This is a genomic window from Janthinobacterium violaceinigrum (genome assembly GCF_009208555.1).
GTDB classification, from domain to species: domain Bacteria; phylum Pseudomonadota; class Gammaproteobacteria; order Burkholderiales; family Burkholderiaceae_D; genus Janthinobacterium; species Janthinobacterium violaceinigrum.
Map to the genome: position 1 here is coordinate 190,539 of NZ_WFLI01000010.1, position 16,315 is coordinate 206,853.

Here is a 16,315-nt window from a genome sequence, read left to right on the forward strand (position 1 = left end):
ACTTCCATCCTCCATCCAGTTCCTGCATACGGCGCCGCTGCTGCGCTGTGTCCGTGCGCCTGGCCCCGTGAGGATGCGGCCCTGCGCCGTTAAACTTTTACTCCTCATTCGATGGCCACAGTGTTGAAAAACCTGTGGCCATTTTCTTTTTCCGCAGCGTTCACGAGAGTCCCGCATGACACTACACCTGTACGACACCTATAGCCGCAGCCTGCGTCCGTTCGATCCCATCGCCCCGGGCCAGGCGGGCCTGTACGCCTGCGGCCCCACCGTCTACGACTACGCGCACATCGGCAACCTGCGCACCTATCTGTTCGTCGACGGCTTGCGCCGCGCGCTCGAGTTCAATGGCCTGCGGGTGCGCCACGTGATGAACATCACGGACGTGGGCCACCTGACGTCGGATGCGGACAGCGGCGACGACAAGGTCGAAGCGCGCAGCCGGCGCAGCGGCAAGTCGGCGTGGGAGATCGCGGCCGAGTTTACGCGCGCGTTTGAAAGCGATCTGCGCGCGTTGAATATCCTGCCGCCCACCGTCTGGTGCCGCGCCACCGAGCATATCGCGGAACAGATCGCATTCATCCTCGACCTGGAGGCGAAGGGCTATACCTACCGCACGGCCGATGGCGTGTATTTCGACACCACGCGCCAGGACGGTTACGGCAAGCTGGCGAACCTGAAGCGCGACGGCCTGCAGGCGGGCAAGCGGGTGGACCTGGGCGGCAAGCGCGATATCTGCGACTTCGCCCTGTGGAAGTTCAGCGGCGTGCCGGGCCAGCGCCAGATGGAATGGGACAGCCCGTGGGGCCTGGGTTTCCCCGGCTGGCATATCGAGTGCTCGGCCATGGCGGAAAAGCACCTGGGCACGTATTTCGACATCCATTGCGGCGGCGAAGACCACGTGGCCGTCCACCACAGCAACGAGATCGCGCAAACGGAAGCGCGCCACGGCACGCGCCTGGCCAACTTCTGGCTGCATGGCGCCTTCCTGAAAACCCAGGATGCGAAGATGTCGAAGTCCGCGGGCGACTTTTTGCGCCTGCAAAGCCTGGTGGAGCAGGGCATCGATCCGCTGGCCTACCGCTACCTGTGCCTGGGTGCCCACTACCGCAGCAGCCTCAATTTCACGGACGACGCCTTGCGTGCCGCCGCCAGCGGCCTGGCGCGCCTGCGCGCCGCCGTGCACGGCCTGGGCCAGGCGCATGGCGAGGCCGATCCCGCGTGGTTGGCGCATTTTGCGGCCTGCGTCAACGACGACTTGAACTATCCGCGCGCGCTGGCCGTGGCCTGGGAACTGCTGAAAAGCGAGCTGCCCGACGGCGTGAAAAAGGCGACCATGGCCCGCTTCGATGCGGCTCTGGGGCTCGATCTGTTGGACTGGCAGCCGGCGCAGGTGGAAGTGCCGCCGCCCGTGCAGGCGTGGATGGCGCAGCGGGCCAGTGCCCGCGCGCAGCGCCTGTGGGCCGAGGCGGACCGTTTGCGCGCACTGGCGCGCGCGGCCGGCTATGACATCGAGGATACGCCGCAGGGCCAGCGGGCGCGCCTTCTGTGACGAGGCTATCCGTGCCCGTGCGGCATAATGGCCGCCTGATGAATGGGGAGATGCCGTGAAGCGTGGTGTGCTGTTGCTCAGTTGTTGTCTTGTTTTCCCGTCCGTACAGGCGGCCAGGGCGTGTCCCGGCTTTCCCGCGCTGGCCGCGTCCGGCGAGGCGCTGCTGGCGCAAGTGCGCGCGCTGCCGCCCGCCGGCATCGACCGGGAAGTGCAGGCGTGCGCGCCGAGGACGGTCATCGACTTCGCCTACAGCGGCGGAGTGCTGTGCCGCTTCGGTGCCGGCACGGAAGCCGTGGAGGCGGCGACGGCTGCCGTCACGCGCCTGGCCGATGGCGGCGAACTGGTCGAATACCTGTATCTGTTCCCGTATGCGCCGGACTCGCACGCGCGCTTGCTGGCGCTGCTGGCCGCGCGCTTCAATCAAGTCGACAAGGCGGCCTGGCCCGCCTTCCTGCAAGGTGCGACGCCGGGCAAGGAAACCACGGCCCTGTTCACGCATGGCGGCTTCTACATCTCGCTGGGCAAACCCACGGAAGGCGATCCTGCCGCATGGTATTCGAACGTGATCTTTGAAAAGGTGGATATGCCCGCGCTGGGCGTGCGCAAGGTGTGCCAGGAGGGGCGCGATGGCTGAAGCGGACGCCTTTCCGGCGGCATGGGCCGGCACCGTGGCGCAGCTGCTGCCTGCGCTGTCCGATGGCCAGCTGCACGCGCCGTCGGCGCCGTTTGAGGTGCTGCAGGATGGCCGGCTGCTGCGCATCCCCGTGCGCACCTATTACCGCCGCGAGCAGCTGCTGGCCTGCGCGCAGCTGCCCGGCGACGCGGGCGCGATCGCCCTGTGCCTGGGCACGCGCCATCATGACGGCCACCTGCGTGAACACTGCGTGGCGCAGCTGTTGCTGCAGCAGCGGGCCTGGATGGCGCCGTTCGTCGTGCACCTGTGCGGCGAATATGTGCTGGAGATCGTGGAGAGAATCGGCGCGGCGCTGCCGGCCTGGAATGCGCAGGCGCTGGCGCGCTACCTGCGGGAGAATCCCGCGTATGTGGCCACCCTGGAGCGGCGCACCGTCAGCTACTGGAGCTGCTACTACCGCCATCGCTATCCCGTGTGGGACGATTATCCGGGGCGCAGGGCCATGGCGGCCCTGCGCGGCTTGCAGGATCTTACGCTTCGATAAAGCGCATCTTGAAGCTGCGGCCCTTGATGTTGCCGAAGTCGCGGCCCAGGGTATTACCCGCATTCAGGCGCTTGAAGGCCGCTTCGGCCACCTTGCGGTCGAGCGCCACGTAGGTCATGAACTCGAACACGTTGATCTTGCCCACCTGTTCCTTGTTCAGGCCCGCATCGCCCGTCAGCGCGCCCAGCAGATCGCCCGGGCGCAGCTTGTCCTTCTTGCCGCCCATGATGCACAGGGTGACCATGGGCGCCGGCAGCGCTTCGGCGCCATCGTCCTCGTCCAGTTCCTTCAGTTCGTGCCATTCGGCGGCGCTGTTCTGGTACTGCTCGATCAGCTTCACCCATTTTTTCTCGTTCGGCGCGCACAGCGACAGGGCCAGGCCCTTCTTGCTGCCGCGGCCCGTGCGGCCGATGCGGTGGATGTGCACTTCCGTGTCCTTCGAGACGTCGACGTTGATCACGGCGCCCAGGTCGGAAATATCGAGGCCGCGCGCGGCCACGTCGGTGGCCACCAGCACGGAGCAGCTGCGGTTGGCGAACAGCACCAGGATTTCATCGCGCTCGCGCTGTTCCAGCTCTCCGTACAGGGCCAGCGCGGAAAAGCCTTGCTGGCGCAGTTCTTCGGCCAGTTCGCGGCAATGCACCTTGGTGTTGCAGAAGGCCAGGGTCGATTCCGGCTTGAAGTGCTTCAGCAGCTTGCCGACGGCGCTGTTGCGCTCGTCGAAGCCGATTTCATAGAAGCGCTGTTTGATCTTGTCGTTGTCGTGCTGCGCTTCGACCGTCACTTCCAGCGGATTGACGAGGAACGACGCCGTGGCGCGGCGGATGTCTTCCGGATACGTGGCCGAGAACAGCAAGGTCTGGCGGCGCACAGGGCAGGCGCTGACGATGCCGGCGATTTCCTCGTAAAAGCCCATGTCCGTCATGCGGTCCGCTTCATCGAGTACCAGGGTCTGCACGTGGTTCAGGTTGATGGTGCCGCGGCCCAGGTGGTCGCGCAGGCGGCCCGGTGTGCCCACGACGATGTGGGCGCCGTGTTCCAGCGAGGCGATTTGCGGGCGCATGGGCGCACCGCCCGTCAGGGTCAGGATCTTGATGTTGCCGGCCGCGCGGGCCAGGCGGCGCAATTCATTGGCCACCTGGTCAGCCAGTTCGCGGGTGGGGCACAGCACCAGGCCTTGCACGGCAAACCAGGCCGGATTGAGCTTGTGCAGGATGCCGATGCCGAAGGCGGCGGTCTTGCCGCTGCCCGTTTTCGCCTGGGCGATCAGGTCGCGGCCATCGAGCACCGCCGGCAGGCTTTGCGCCTGGATGGTGGTCATTTCGTGGTAGCCGAGCGAGTCCAGATTGGCCAGGAAGGCGGGCGTCAGCGGCAGGCTGGCAAAGGAATTGGTGGTGTCAGTGGTGGTGTTCATAGGGGGCGGAGCCGGTAAAAAGCGGTGGATGGGCACAGTCTACAGGCATTACGCCCTTGTGCGGATGGTGGTGTGGAAGCTGGCGGCAAACGGCCGCCGGCATGGGGTGCTAATTGTCAGGCGCCCAGATGGGCAGGCCGGTCAGGTCGAGGCCGGCGTCGCGCGTCCACACGGGCAAGCCCGTGGCATCGGTCGGCTCCAGCAATTCGAGCTGCACCTGCTTCAAGGCCACCTTGCGCGCGCGCACGCGGCGCTGCGGTTCCGGCGCCGGCTCGGGCGCCTCGGGCGCTGGCGGCGGGCCGAAGCCGGGCAAGTCGATGGTGGCGTTGTCTTTTTTATCTCTCATTTCTGAACCTCTGGTCCCCGGCCGCGAAAACCCGGCGCCGGGGAGCGGGCAAAAAGCTGTCCGCTGTGTGAATACTCTGCACGCTTCGTCCACAAAACAAAAGCCCGGCTACTGGAGTCGGGCTCATTGTTGGGATAACCTGCAGGAAAACTTGTCCTGCGGATTTAAGTGCGGCACGCAGTGTATCACAGGCGTGCCGCACTGTGTGGGGCTTAGCGGAAGCTCAGCGCACCCGTCAGGTCGCCCGGCGGCAGCGCGCCACGGGCCGCGAACGCGTCATTGCGCACCTTCAAGCCTTCAAGCAGCGGCAGGTCGTGCAGGCGCGTGATCAGGCGCAGGATCGACGTCGTGTCGTAGAAACTGTGGTCGACGGCGCCTTTTTTCGCGTACGGCGAGACGACGATGGCGGGAATGCGCGTGCCCGGGCCCCAGCGGTCGCCCTTGGGCGGCGCCACGTGGTCCCACCAGCCGCCGTTTTCGTCGAACGTGATCACCACGATCATGTCCTTCCACTGCGGCGATTCCTTCAGATGCTGGATGATGTTGGCCACGTGCTGGTCGCCCGACTCGATATCCGAGTAGCCCGCGTGCAGGTTCAGGTTGCCCTGCGGCTTGTAGAAGGTCACGGCCGGCAGCTTGCCCGCCACGGCGGCAGCGAGGAATTTGTTCGAGATCGGGCTGTCGCCCGTGCCGCCGTCGCGCAGGTGCTCGGCGCGCGCCGCCGTGCCGGGGGCGAACTGCTTGAAGTAATTGAGCGGCTGGTGGTGGAACTGGAAGTTCGGCTTGCTGCCGCCGCCCTTGTGGTCGAGCGCCGCTTGCCAGCCGCCGCCATACCACGCCCAGCTGACGCCCTTGCGCGACAGCAGGTCGCCGATCGTGTCATAGGTTTGCGGCGGCAGCGTATTCGCGTCGGCCGGGTCGGCGTGCAGCGGGTCGCCGTCAAAGGCAGGGCGGATGTAGCTCGGCTGATATGGCGGCGCCATGGTGTTGACGGCATAGCCGTCCGGCGTGAGGGCGCCGTCGTTCACGTATTTCGGCTTGCCGTCCAGCGCCGAGGCGGGGCAGTCGGGCGCGATGGCCAGGCGCACGCCTTGCGGGCCGTCGGACAGCACGGCGATCTTTTTCTTCGCCGCCGTCTCGGACGCGTTGAAGTATTCGTTGGCGCGGCCCGTCACCAGGAACTGGTGGTTCATGTAGGAGCCGCCGAAGGCTGCCATGAAGAAGTTGTCGCACAGGGTGTACTGCTCGGCGATCTGCCACAGGTTCAGGTTTTTCGACGTTTCGCCGTAGTGGCCCATCACCAGGCCGCCGCTGTCGGCCCACGCGGCAAAGCCGTCGTTCTTGCCGCCGTTGATCTGCATCTGGTTGTTATAGAAGCGGTGCACGAGGTCGCGCGTGATGATGCTCTCGGGCAGGGGCTTGCCGGCCGCGTCGCTCAATTTGTAGGGCGCGTTGGGCAGGCCGGAAATCTGGTCTTCCTTGATCAGGTAATCGATGCCGCCGATATTCTGCTGGTTCGGCACGAGGCCGCCCCAGATCTTCGGCAGGGTGGCCAGCGGCTTGCCGTCGCGGTCCAGCTGCTGCGCCTGTTCTGCCGTGACGGCGGACAGGGGCGCGCTGGTGCCGGGGAAATTGGCAAACAGGTTGTTGAAGCTGCGGTTTTCCAGGTAGATCACGACCACGTTCTTGACGTGCGCCTTGAGTTTCGCGTCGAGCGAACCCTTGGCGATGGTCTTCCTGGCTGGCGCGGCGTCGGCCAGCGCGGGCAGGCTGGCGGCCAGGCCGACTGCGGAAGCGGCCTGGAAAATGCGCCGGCGCGAGGGATTGGCGGGTTGGTCGGCCGGATCGGCTGGCAGGGCGGGGGCGAGGTCCTTCACACATTCTCCTTGGGTGGCACGGGCCATGGTCTGTGCCCGTGAAGCGGAAAATTGTATCACCGGCCCCTCGATAGTGTGAAATATTCGCCCCCGTTCAGCGCATCAGAACTGGTAGCGCGCGCTCAAGGCCACCTTGCGGGCGGGGCCATGCATGCCCGAGTACCACCAGTCCGATACCGAGGCCGTGTACTTCTTGTCGAACAGGTTGGCCACGTTGACGGTCGCCGACAGCTTGTCGCTGACGTCGTAGCGCGCCATCAGGCTGGCCACCGAGTAGGCCTTCTGTTCCCAGTGCAGGGTGCGCTCGATCTGCCACGCATCGATGTCCGAATACACGCGGCTTTGCCAGTTCATGCCGCCGCCCACCGTCAGGCGATGCAGCTCGCCGGGCAGGCGGTAAGTGGTCCACAGTTTCACCAGGTGGCGCGGGAAGGTGGTCTGGATCGCCTTGCCCGTATTGTCTTCCGTCTGGCTGTACGACCACGATGCCGATATGTTCCAGTCCGGCGTGAGGGCGCCCGTCGCTTCCAGGTCCACGCCCTGCGTCCTGGCGCCCTTGATGGTGCGGTTGGCGGGATTGTTCGTGCCCGGCACGGTGTAGCCGGGGTCCGATTCGGCCAGGTTGCTCTGGCGGATCTGGTACAGCGCGGCCGAGGTGTTCAGGCGGCCATCGAGCCAGCCGCTCTTGATGCCCGCTTCGTAGGTCTTGCCCGCGCGCGGCGCCAGCAGCTTGCCATAGCGGTCTTGCGCGGCCTGCGGCTGGTAGATGGATGAATAGCTGGCGTAGAGGCTGTGCGTGGCGTCGAGGTTGAACACCAGGCCGCCATACGGCGTAAAGACGCGGCTTTCCGACGCCGGGGACTCGCCATAAAATGATACGGCAGGCGCATCCGAGATGTAGTTCTCGCTGTAGCGCAGCACCTTGGCGCCGGCGATCAGTTTCAGGCGTTCGGACAGGTTCAGGCGCGTGGCGGCATAGGCGCTGGCCTGGCGGCGCGTACTGTCGTAGGTAACGAAGGTATCGCCAAACACGGGTGCCGCGATGCGATTCCAGCTGTACAGGTTGACGGGGGTCTGCTGGATGTCCTTGTCGAAGCGGCCATCCGTCGTGCTTTGGAAGTCGTTGTAGTCCATGCCCAGCACCAGTTCGTGCTGGCGGCCGAAGGCGCTGAACGGACCGCGCACATTGACGTCCACGCTGTTGACCTTGAGCCGGTAATCGCGGTAGTCGCCGTTCAGCATCAAGCCATCGCCCGTAGCCTGGTCGGGAAAGGCGCTGCTCACGCTCATGTAGACGGCGCGCTCTTCCTGCGACGACTGCACGCGGTTGGCCGAGATTTTCAGCTTCCAGTCGTTCGCCAGCGCGTGTTCCAGGGTGGCGAAGACGTCGGTCGAATTGCTGCCGAAGCGGTTCGATCTGGCGGCCGGGCTGAAGGAGCGGGGCAGGTCCGTCATTGCGCCATTGCTGTAGAACAGGGGGAAGCCCAGGTAGGACAGCGACCCCTTCGAGCGGTTGCGCTGGTGCGTCACGCCGGCCGTCAGTTTCGTCGCGGCCGACAGGTCCGCTTCGATCACGCCATACACCACTTTCTTGTCGCGGCTATAGCTGTCGATGATGCTGTCGGCTTCCTCGTACAGCGTGACCAGGCGGCCGCGCAAGCTGCCTGCCTCGTTCAGCGGGCTGGAAGTGTCCGCCACGCCGCGCCGCTCGTCGCGGGAAGCCAGTTCACCTTCGACGGAGGCCTGGAACTGCGCCGTCGGCTTCTTGCGCACCATATTGATGGCGCCCGAGGCGTCGCCCGCGCCCGTCATCAGGCCCGAGGCGCCGCGCAGCACTTCGATGCGGTCGTACAGCGCCATGTCGGCCAGGCTTTGCGACGGTATCGCATTGAGACCCAGGTTTTCCGAGTGCGTGTTGACGCCATCGAGCTGGTAGTTGGTGATCGCATAGCCGCGCGAGGTAAAGCCGGAGCGTTCGCTGCCCAGCGAGAACAGGGTGATGCCCGGTGTCTGCGCCATCACTTGCGCGATGGTGTTCAAGCCCTGGTCCTGCATGCGCTGCTGCGTGATGACGCTGACCGACTGCGGCGTTTCCCGGATGGACAGGCCCAGCGGCGTGGCCGTGGCGATCGGCAGGGGCGAGACGTACGCGCCCGAGCCTTCGGTCGCATCCTGCAGCGCCTTGACCGACACTTCCGGCATCATCGACAGCGCCTCGCCGCCCGTCGCCGCATCGGCCGGGCGCAGCACGTAGCTGCCATTAGCGCTGCGCTCGGCCTTCAGGCCCGTGCCGCGCAGCACGCCGTTCAGGGCGGCCAGCACGTCGTGGCGGCCCGTCAGGCCCGCGGATGTCTTGCCCTGCGTTTGCTCCGGCGTGAAGCTGAGGATGACCCTGGACTGGCCGGCGACCTGGCGCAGCGCCGCTGCCAGGTCGCCGGCCGGCACCTGGAAGTCCTGGCTGGCCGCTGGCGCTGCCGCCCTTTCCTGCGCCAGGGCTGGCGCCTGAACGTTCAGCAGCAGGGCCGAACCGATGAAGACGAGTTGCATGGCATGCGCCATGCGCTTGATGCGCGGCCGGGACCGGGAAGACAGAACTGGAGACATGGTTACCTTGTGGTGTAGTCGTCAAAAAGAACGTTGCCTACACAGGTCACGCGAGAAGCGGAAACGGGTAAGTTTTTTTTGCGGCGGACTCAAAATAAATGCTCAGCGCTTCTGGCGCGCTTCCACCTGCACCCAGTAGCGCGTGCGCAGGCGCACGTCGACGGGCAGGGAATTGGGCAGCGACAGCAGCACGGCGTCCAGGTCGGCCAGCGGGAAGACGCCGGAAATGCGCAGCGCGGCGACGGCGTCGTCGCAGCCCAGCAAGCCGTGGCGGTGGCGGCTCAGTTCATGCAGGAAGTCGCGCAGCGGCATGGCGTCGGCCAGCAGCAGTCCCTGGCGCCAGGCCCAGATGTCGGGCGAGACGGCATGCGCGGGCAGCAGCTGCTGCGCCGTCATGCCGCCGCCCTGGCCCGCCTGGAGGACCAGGCTGGCGTCTCCGTGGCGCGGCAGCAGCCGGACGGCGCCTTCTTCGACGGCGACCTGGGTGCTGCCATCCGCCTGGCGTACCGAGTAGCGCGTGCCCAGCGCCTGCGCGTGGCCTTGCGCCGTTTCGACGAGGAAGGGGCGGTAGGGCAGGCCCGCTTCGCGGGCGGTGGCGATGAATACTTCGCCCTGCACCAGCTGCAGCAGACGCTGCGTGCCGCTGAAGCGGACGTTCACGGCGCTGCCGCTGTTCAGGTGCAGCTGGCTGCCGTCGGGCAGGGTCAGTTCGCGGCGCTCGCCCACGCCCGTGGACAGGTCGGCCAGCGCGGCGCGGGCAAAGTCGGGCGCGTAGGGCGAACGCGCGCCGAACCAGCCCGTGATGCCGATTGTGGAAATCCACGCCAGCAGCTGCAGGCTGTTGCGGCGCGAGAGGGGCGAGGCAGGGCGGGAACGCACATTGGGGCCTGGCAGCAGCGCCTTGCGGCTGGCCTGGGCATCGAGTTCGCGCAAGCCGCCGCTGACGCTTTCGATGTGCTGCCACGCCCGTTCATGGTCGGGATGCGCCCGGCGCCATTCTTGCCAGGCCGTTTTTTCCGCCGGCGTGGCGACGCCGCTCATCAGGGTGGTCAGCCATTCGGCGGCCTGCATGGCGATGGCCAGGTCGATGGGCCGGCCCTGGGCGTAGACGGTGGCGCCCCGCATCTCAGGGGGCGGCAAAATCGGGCACGGCAAAAAAGCACAGCAGATTGGCCTTGCTCAGGTATTTTTTGACGGAGTGCGTGGTGGTGCCCAGTTCGGCGGCGATGTCGGCGTAGCTCATGCCGTCCAGGTGGGCCAGCAGGAAGGCGGCCTTGGCCTTGGCGGAAAGCTTGTCCAGCGCGCGGTCGATCAGCTGCAGCGATTCGAGCACGATGGACATCGCTTCCGGCGAGGGCGTGCAGCCTTGCGGTTGATGCAGCAGCGCGTCGAGGTAGGCCCGTTCGAGCTCCTCGCGCCGGCAATGATTGGCCAGCAGGCGCTTGGCGATGGTGGCCAGGAACGGACGCGGCTGGGCGATCCCGGCACTGCTGCGCGCAACGAAGATCTTGATGAAGGTATCCTGCGCCAGGTCGCCGGCCAGCCCCGCATCGTGCAGGCGGCGCTTCAGCCAGTGCAGCAGCCACGAGTGGTGCTCGGCATACAGGGCCTGGAAATCGGACGGCGGGGAAGGGGCGGACAGCATGCGTACAGGACGCCTTAATCTAAATGAGAATTGTTCTCATAATAGCGCAGCGCTGCACGCCAGGCAACCGGGAAAATGGGGCGTTGCTGAAATGCGACTGTGCACGGGGCCGCGCGCGGTGGCGGATTTGCGCTGCCGCACGGCAGATGTAAAAGTTTCCTTGGCGCAAGCTTTCATGTGAGAAAATGCGGGCTGTCGATGTGGCGCGGAGCGAAAAATGATGTGGATGGTTGGCGGTGCCCTGGTTCTCCTGGTCGCCAGATTCTTATGGTTGGCCTACTTTCACCGGGTGAACGCGATGTCGCGCCAGGCGGAAGTGATGAACTGGCTCGACATCGGCCGGGTGTCGAATGCCGATGGCGGCAAGGATATTTTGTTGGCGAGAAATGAGCGCGGTGCCCGGATCGACTGGCGCACGGGCGAGGTCTGGCTGATGAATCCCAAGGTGGCGGAGCCGTTTGCCGATTTCCTCGCCGTCGAGCGCTGGCTGACGATGCGCGACATGGGCAACAAGGCGCCGGTCGCAATGGCTGCTGCGCCCGCGCCAGAAGCAGCGGAGCCTGAAGCGGCGCCGGACGCCGGGCCCGCGCGCGATACCTTGCCCGCTTTCCAGCAAAAGGTCGATGACTGCCTGGCCAAGGCGGAGGGCGGCCAGGAATTACTGGAAACCAAGCAGGCCTTCGAGGCGGGCAGCGAGCCATATCTTGAAGCGTCGACGGCATTGAGCACGACGGCGCTCGAGCTCGATGTTTCGCCAGCCATGGTGGCCACGTTTCATATCAGCGCGTTTGCCGCCCTGGCGGAAACGGCGGGAGCGGACAAGCTGGAACGGGTAGCGGCCAGCCTGCATGCGGCGGCCAGGCAGATCAGGGCAAGCGCCGCCGCATAAAGGCTGCCAGCAATGAAAAAGCCGCTGATCTTTTGCAAGTATCAGCGGCTTTCAAGTATTGGTTGCGGGGACAGGATTTGAACCTGTGACCTTCGGGTTATGAGCCCGACGAGCTGCCAGACTGCTCCACCCCGCAGGCGAATTATATATGAGTTTGCTGCATTGCGAAAGAGCTGATCGCCACTGAGGGGATTTGGCTTGCATGATGGCCACGGATATACCGCGACGCAATGGAAAAAGCCGCTGATCTTTTGCAAGAATCAGCGGCTTTCCGGTATTGGTTGCGGGGACAGGATTTGAACCTGTGACCTTCGGGTTATGAGCCCGACGAGCTGCCAGACTGCTCCACCCCGCAGGCGAATTATAGCGGGGTTTGCTGCAATGCGCAATGGCCGTGTCTTGCGCCCGGCTTCCAGTCCCTCCAGTCCCTTTTCAAGTCCCGGTTTTGGCTGCGTTTCAGGCCGCGGCCAGGCGCCACAGCGACGTGACTTCCTTCGAGCGGGCCGCGTGCAGGCTGTCCGTGGCGTCCTGCGCGCGCGGGTGCGTGGGTTTCACGTCCAGGCGGTCGACGACCTTCAAGCCCGCCTGCGCTATCCACTCGAGCAATTGCGCGCGCGGGCGCAGGCCCAGGTGCTCGGCCAGGTCCGATAAAATCAGCCAGCCTTCGCCGTTTGGCTCCAGGTGGCCGGCCAGGCCGGCGAGGAAGCCGCGCAGCATGCGGCTGTCCGGATCGTAGACGGCGTATTCGATGGGCGAGCTGGGGCGCGCGGGCAGCCATGGCGGATTGCACACGACCAGCGGCGCGCGGCCGGCGGGAAACAGGTCGGCCTGCACCACGTCGACCTTGTCCTGCAAGTCGAGGCGGGCCAGGTTTTCGCGCGCGCAGGACAGGGCGCGCGGGTCCTGGTCGGTGGCGACGATGCGGGCGACGCCGCGCTGCGCCAGCACGGCGGCCAGCACGCCCGTGCCCGTACCGATGTCGAAGGCCAGGCTGGCGCGCGCAGGCAGGGGCGCGTCGGCCACCAGGCCCACGTATTCGCCGCGGATGGGCGCGAACACGCCGTAATGGGGATGGATGCGCTGGCCCAGGGCCGGCAGTTCCACGCCCGTGCGGCGCCATTCGTGCGCGCCGATCAGGCCCAGCAGCTCGCGCAGCGAAGCGACGAAGGCGTCTTCGCCACGGCCATACGCTTCATTGCACGCCAGTTTCACGTCCGGCGCGCGGCGCAGCGGGATCGTGTAATCGGCATCAAAAGGCAGCAGCAGCATGGCCAGGGTGCGCGCGCGCTGCGACTGGGCCTGGCGGTGCAGGTGGAACGCTTCCGTGGCGGTGGGTTCCGGTTTTGCCAGCTTGGCGGCCTTGGCCTTCTTGCTGGGCTTGTCATTCTTGTGGTCGGCGCGCCGCGCCAGCGCCTGCAGCAGCTGGCGCGCGTTCTGGAAGTCGCCGCGCCACAGCATGGCGGTGCCTTCGCAGGCCAGGCGGTAGGCCTGGTCGGCCGTCGTGCGGTCGTCGGCGATGACGACGCGCTTGGGCGGCGGCATGCCGCTTTCCGAACGCCAGCGGGCCGAATGTTCGGCGCCGTTTTCGCTCCAGTGGATCTGCGGATGAACGGTAGGTGAAGAGGTGTCGGACATGGGACTCAATCGATAGAAGGTGGGCGCGCGGCATGGTCGCCTGCGCAGGCCGTCTTCCATTATACGTCGCTGGCCGTGCTCTTTGCGGTGTCCGTGCCATAGGCCAGTGCCAGCGCGCGGGCGCGCGCCTGCTCTTCCGGCGTGGATGCTGGCGCTTTCTTGCCCGCCTCGGCGGCATCAAAGCTTCTGTCCGGCTGCACCAGCTTGAGCAGACGCAAGCTCAGGCTGCCCGCCAGGTCGCCTTCCTTGCCGCTGGCGCTGGCCCCATCGGATGGGCTGGCGGTGGAATTGCCATTGAAGATGCTGCTTTGTAATTGCTGGCCCAGCAACTGGAACAGGTCGTGCAGATTGCCTGCGAAGTGCGTGGCGGGCAACTCTTTGGCGGGCAGGGTGCCGTCATCGGCGGAGCTGGCTTCTTCGTCGGCTTCTTGCGTTTGCTCAAGGACGCCTGCGCTGATGTTCGACTGGTATTGCACTTCCAGTTCGAAGTCGAAGGTCTGGCCATCGGCCGTGGTGATCTTGCCCTTGCCGATGAAATGCGCGTTTTCATCGAGGCTGAAGGCGGCGGCGCGGCTGCTGCCGCTGGCGCCCGAGACGCTGGCGCTTCCGCTGCTGACGCTGGAGCCGGCCTGCAGGTCGACCGAATCGAAGGCGATGCTGGCGCCGTCGCCGAACAGCTGGCGCGTCATGGTGGAGAGAAAATCCTGCGCCACGTCGACGGTGGCGTTGCCCAGTGTATCCGTGCGCTGTTCCAGCCCCTTGGCCGACAGGTCCAGGCCATTTTTCGACAGGGCCACCACGTCCTGCGCCGTGCGCTGCATCAGGGGCGAAGCGGCGAGCCCGGCCGTGCCGGCGCCCGTTTTTTGCGGCGTTTGCCCTGGCACGGTAGTGGCGGCAGGCTGGCGCGAGCCGGAAAGGAGGGCGGGAAGCTGGGACATGGTCGGTTCTAGTCGGATCTATATGGGCTGTGTACTGTCATTAACGACATCCGCTGCCCATACTTTAACCATCAGTGGTGGTGCGACCAGCTACCATCTGCCGATTCCAGGTAGGACTTGACGGCATCGGCCTGGCCCGTGGCGTGACGCTTGAGTTCGCCGCATGCGCAAATGCCCTGGTAAGGCTGGATATGCGAGCAGGCGGAGACTTTCTGCAGGTAGACCTGCATGGATTTGTGACATTTTACGCACTTGAAGGTGAGGCTGCGGGCGGCTTTCATGGGTTTCCTTGAACTGTTGCGGGGCGTAGGCGGTGCCTATGCGAAGGCGGCGATTTTAACGCACTCCGGCCATCGTTACACGTTGTTGCATCTGCGCCACGCGGACGTCAACTGAATCCGCGCCATGACGTTGAGCGTATATAGGAGGTCGTCTGACCGCCATTGAAGAGGTAGCACCATGGACAAGCGTGACAAGGAAAAGCCAGCACAGCCCGCCAAGGAGCTGGTGAGGAAATGGTTGAAAGCGGAACTGGAACAGCGCCGGCCGCCGCCCGACCCCGAGCAGATCCGCCGCGAACTGGGCTGGGATTTACTCAGGCTGGGCCGCGAACCGCTGCCTCGATGACGCCTTTGCCACGCCGTTAGCGCACCGTCACCACGCTCTTGCCGCCGGACCCCGGCTGCACGAGGATACGGGTGGCGATGCGTTCCGTCATTTCCTGCACGTGCGAGATGACGCCCACCTTGCGTCCCATCGCTTGCAAGCCGTCGAGCGCATCCATGGCCACGCGCAGGGTTTCCGTGTCCAGGCTGCCGAAGCCTTCGTCGATGAACAGCGATTCCACGCGCACGCGGTTCGAGGACAGCGAGGCCAGGCCCAGCGCCAGGGCCAGCGAGACGAGGAACGATTCGCCGCCCGACAGCGAGTGCACGGAGCGCAGTTCGCCGCCCATGTCCTGGTCGCGCACCATCAGGCCCAGCGATGGATTGTTCGGGTTGTCGATGCGTTCCAGCTGGTAGCGGCGCGCCAGGTGGGCCAAGTGGGCGTTGGCGTAGCCGAGCAGCACTTCCAGCGTGAATTGCTGTGCGTAGTTGCGAAATTTCTTGCCGTCGGCTGAGCCGATCAGTTCATTCAGGCTGGCCCAGCGCCGCTCGACGAGGGCTTGCGCCTCGATTTGCGCCAGCATCGCTTGCGCGCTGTGGCGCCTTGCATCGTCCTGCGCGATGGCCAGGCGCAGGCGCGTCGCTTCCTGGTTCGCTGCCTGGCGTTCGGCGCCAAGCGCGTCGAGCGCGGCCTGCAGCACGGCCTCGTCCGTTTCCAGCGTTTCCGGTGGCCGCTCCAGGTGGTCGGCATGCCGCTGCCGGCGTTCGGCCAGCACGGAGAGCGCCGTCGTGTGGCGGTCGGCGATGACTTGCAGGGCGGCCCGTTCCGCGCGCATGGCTTCCGGCGCGACGTCCAGGTGCGCGCGCAAGCCGGCCAGGTCGGCGGGCGCATGGGATGGATGGGCAAGCTGGAACTGGCGCAGCCAGTGCTCCAGCGCTGCCGCCGCGTCGTGGCCCTGCTGGCGCAAGGCGTCCAGGCGCAGCGCCGTTTGCGCGCATGCCTCGTCGAGGCGCGCGCGCGCCTGACCGGCCGCTTGCGCCGCCGCCTGCTGCTGCGCCAGCCGATCTTTTGCCTGCGCGATGGCGCCGGCCAGCGCGCGTTCCACGTCGGCCACGGGCTGGCCATCCCATAGCGCCGCGCGCTGCGCGTGCAGCGCCTTCAGCTGCGCGTCCAGGGCGGCAAATGCCGTGTGCGCCTCCAGTGCCAGTTGCGCCGTCGTGTGCGCGGCCGCGCCGGCCGCCTCCAGTTGCGCGGCCAGGGTCGCCAGCGCGTGGCTGCGGCTGTCCTGCTCCGCGTGCTGCTTCAGCCATTGCCGGCTTTCCGTTTCGCGCGCCGCGCGGAAGGCGGCGGGGCCGGCGCGCCAGCCATCTTTCCAGTCTTCGGCGCCTTCCGTGTCGGCAAAGGCCCCATCGAGCTGCGCCAGCAAGCCATCGAGTGCGCTGCGCGACGTCTCCGCCTTGTCCTGGCTGGCCGCCTGCTGCGCCTGCAACTGCGCCAGCCGCGTTTGCGTTTCGGCGGCCTGCGACAGCTGCAGGTCGGCAGGATCGAGCTGCATCAGCACTTGCCCCTTCTTCACGCTGGCTCCCACATCGACCTTGCGTGCCACGATCTTGCCGCCCACGCGGAAACCC

General features: G+C 66.1%; 15 protein-coding genes and 2 tRNA genes. 5 read left to right on the forward strand and 12 right to left on the reverse strand.

Annotated elements, in window-relative coordinates:
• Positions 1 to 175 precede the first annotated feature (175 nt).
• Genes cysS through GCN75_RS11505 form a run of 3 tightly spaced genes read left to right on the forward strand, consistent with a single transcriptional unit; the run spans position 176 to position 2,730 of the window.
• Positions 176 to 1,552, forward strand: a complete 1,377-nt coding sequence (gene cysS, locus GCN75_RS11495; RefSeq protein WP_152282628.1) for a cysteine--tRNA ligase — start codon at positions 176 to 178, stop codon at positions 1,550 to 1,552.
• Between the two features lie 55 nt (positions 1,553 to 1,607).
• A complete protein-coding gene (locus GCN75_RS11500; RefSeq protein ID WP_152282629.1) occupies positions 1,608 to 2,186 on the forward strand; it encodes a hypothetical protein in 579 nt (192 codons plus the stop codon).
• On the forward strand, positions 2,179 to 2,730 hold the full coding sequence (locus tag GCN75_RS11505; protein ID WP_152282630.1) for a hypothetical protein: 552 nt from the start codon (positions 2,179 to 2,181) through the stop codon (positions 2,728 to 2,730). Before GCN75_RS11500 ends, GCN75_RS11505 begins: the two co-directional genes overlap by 8 nt.
• Here the strand turns inward: GCN75_RS11505 and dbpA are convergent.
• The 6 genes from dbpA to GCN75_RS11535 all read right to left on the reverse strand — a co-directional run bounded on the left by dbpA (position 2,717) and on the right by GCN75_RS11535 (position 10,616).
• Positions 2,717 to 4,144: an ATP-dependent RNA helicase DbpA gene (dbpA, locus tag GCN75_RS11510; RefSeq protein WP_152282631.1), complete on the reverse strand. Its 1,428-nt coding sequence runs from the start codon at positions 4,142 to 4,144 to the stop codon at positions 2,717 to 2,719. The two genes, GCN75_RS11505 and dbpA, sit on opposite strands and share 14 nt — an antisense overlap.
• Before the next feature lie 109 nt (positions 4,145 to 4,253).
• Entirely contained in the window at positions 4,254 to 4,490 is a 237-nt protein-coding gene (locus GCN75_RS11515) for a hypothetical protein (protein ID WP_152257135.1), read from the reverse strand.
• A gap of 212 nt (positions 4,491 to 4,702) precedes the next feature.
• Positions 4,703 to 6,394 carry an acid phosphatase gene (locus GCN75_RS11520; RefSeq protein ID WP_405002803.1) on the reverse strand — a complete coding sequence of 564 codons (1,692 nt, stop codon included), beginning with the start codon at positions 6,392 to 6,394 and terminating at the stop codon, positions 4,703 to 4,705.
• Between the two features lie 75 nt (positions 6,395 to 6,469).
• Complete coding sequence (locus GCN75_RS11525; protein ID WP_226941299.1) at positions 6,470 to 8,914, reverse strand: TonB-dependent siderophore receptor; 2,445 nt, start codon at positions 8,912 to 8,914, stop codon at positions 6,470 to 6,472.
• 159 nt (positions 8,915 to 9,073) lie between these two features.
• The gene (locus GCN75_RS11530; RefSeq protein WP_152282633.1) at positions 9,074 to 10,096 is read right to left on the reverse strand and encodes a FecR domain-containing protein; all 1,023 of its coding nucleotides are present in this window, start codon (positions 10,094 to 10,096) and stop codon (positions 9,074 to 9,076) included.
• A gap of 1 nt (position 10,097) precedes the next feature.
• Positions 10,098 to 10,616: a sigma-70 family RNA polymerase sigma factor gene (locus GCN75_RS11535; protein ID WP_152282634.1), complete on the reverse strand. Its 519-nt coding sequence runs from the start codon at positions 10,614 to 10,616 to the stop codon at positions 10,098 to 10,100.
• A gap of 271 nt (positions 10,617 to 10,887) precedes the next feature.
• Here GCN75_RS11535 and GCN75_RS11540 point away from each other — a divergent pair, with 271 nt between their 5' ends.
• On the forward strand, positions 10,888 to 11,505 hold the full coding sequence (locus tag GCN75_RS11540) for a hypothetical protein (protein ID WP_152282635.1): 618 nt from the start codon (positions 10,888 to 10,890) through the stop codon (positions 11,503 to 11,505).
• 59 nt (positions 11,506 to 11,564) lie between these two features.
• Here the strand turns inward: GCN75_RS11540 and GCN75_RS11545 are convergent.
• From GCN75_RS11545 to GCN75_RS11565, 5 genes are all read right to left on the reverse strand, one after another.
• Positions 11,565 to 11,641: transfer RNA gene (locus tag GCN75_RS11545), tRNA-Met, on the reverse strand.
• 142 nt (positions 11,642 to 11,783) lie between these two features.
• A tRNA-Met gene (locus tag GCN75_RS11550) sits at positions 11,784 to 11,860 on the reverse strand.
• Positions 11,861 to 11,961: 101 nt separating this feature from the next.
• Positions 11,962 to 13,140, reverse strand: coding sequence for a methyltransferase (locus tag GCN75_RS11555; protein WP_152282636.1), 1,179 nt, complete (start codon positions 13,138 to 13,140; stop codon positions 11,962 to 11,964).
• Positions 13,141 to 13,199: 59 nt separating this feature from the next.
• The gene (locus tag GCN75_RS11560; protein ID WP_152282637.1) at positions 13,200 to 14,078 is read right to left on the reverse strand and encodes a hypothetical protein; all 879 of its coding nucleotides are present in this window, start codon (positions 14,076 to 14,078) and stop codon (positions 13,200 to 13,202) included.
• A 71-nt stretch (positions 14,079 to 14,149) separates the two neighbouring features.
• Positions 14,150 to 14,359 carry a hypothetical protein gene (locus tag GCN75_RS11565; RefSeq protein WP_034755039.1) on the reverse strand — a complete coding sequence of 70 codons (210 nt, stop codon included), beginning with the start codon at positions 14,357 to 14,359 and terminating at the stop codon, positions 14,150 to 14,152.
• 178 nt (positions 14,360 to 14,537) lie between these two features.
• Here GCN75_RS11565 and GCN75_RS29165 point away from each other — a divergent pair, with 178 nt between their 5' ends.
• Positions 14,538 to 14,705, forward strand: a complete 168-nt coding sequence (locus GCN75_RS29165) for a hypothetical protein (protein WP_193317067.1) — start codon at positions 14,538 to 14,540, stop codon at positions 14,703 to 14,705.
• Positions 14,706 to 14,721: 16 nt separating this feature from the next.
• Here GCN75_RS29165 and GCN75_RS29920 read toward each other — a convergent pair.
• On the reverse strand, positions 14,722 to 16,315 hold a 1,594-nt coding region (locus GCN75_RS29920), incomplete at its 5' end, for an SbcC/MukB-like Walker B domain-containing protein (protein WP_319633286.1).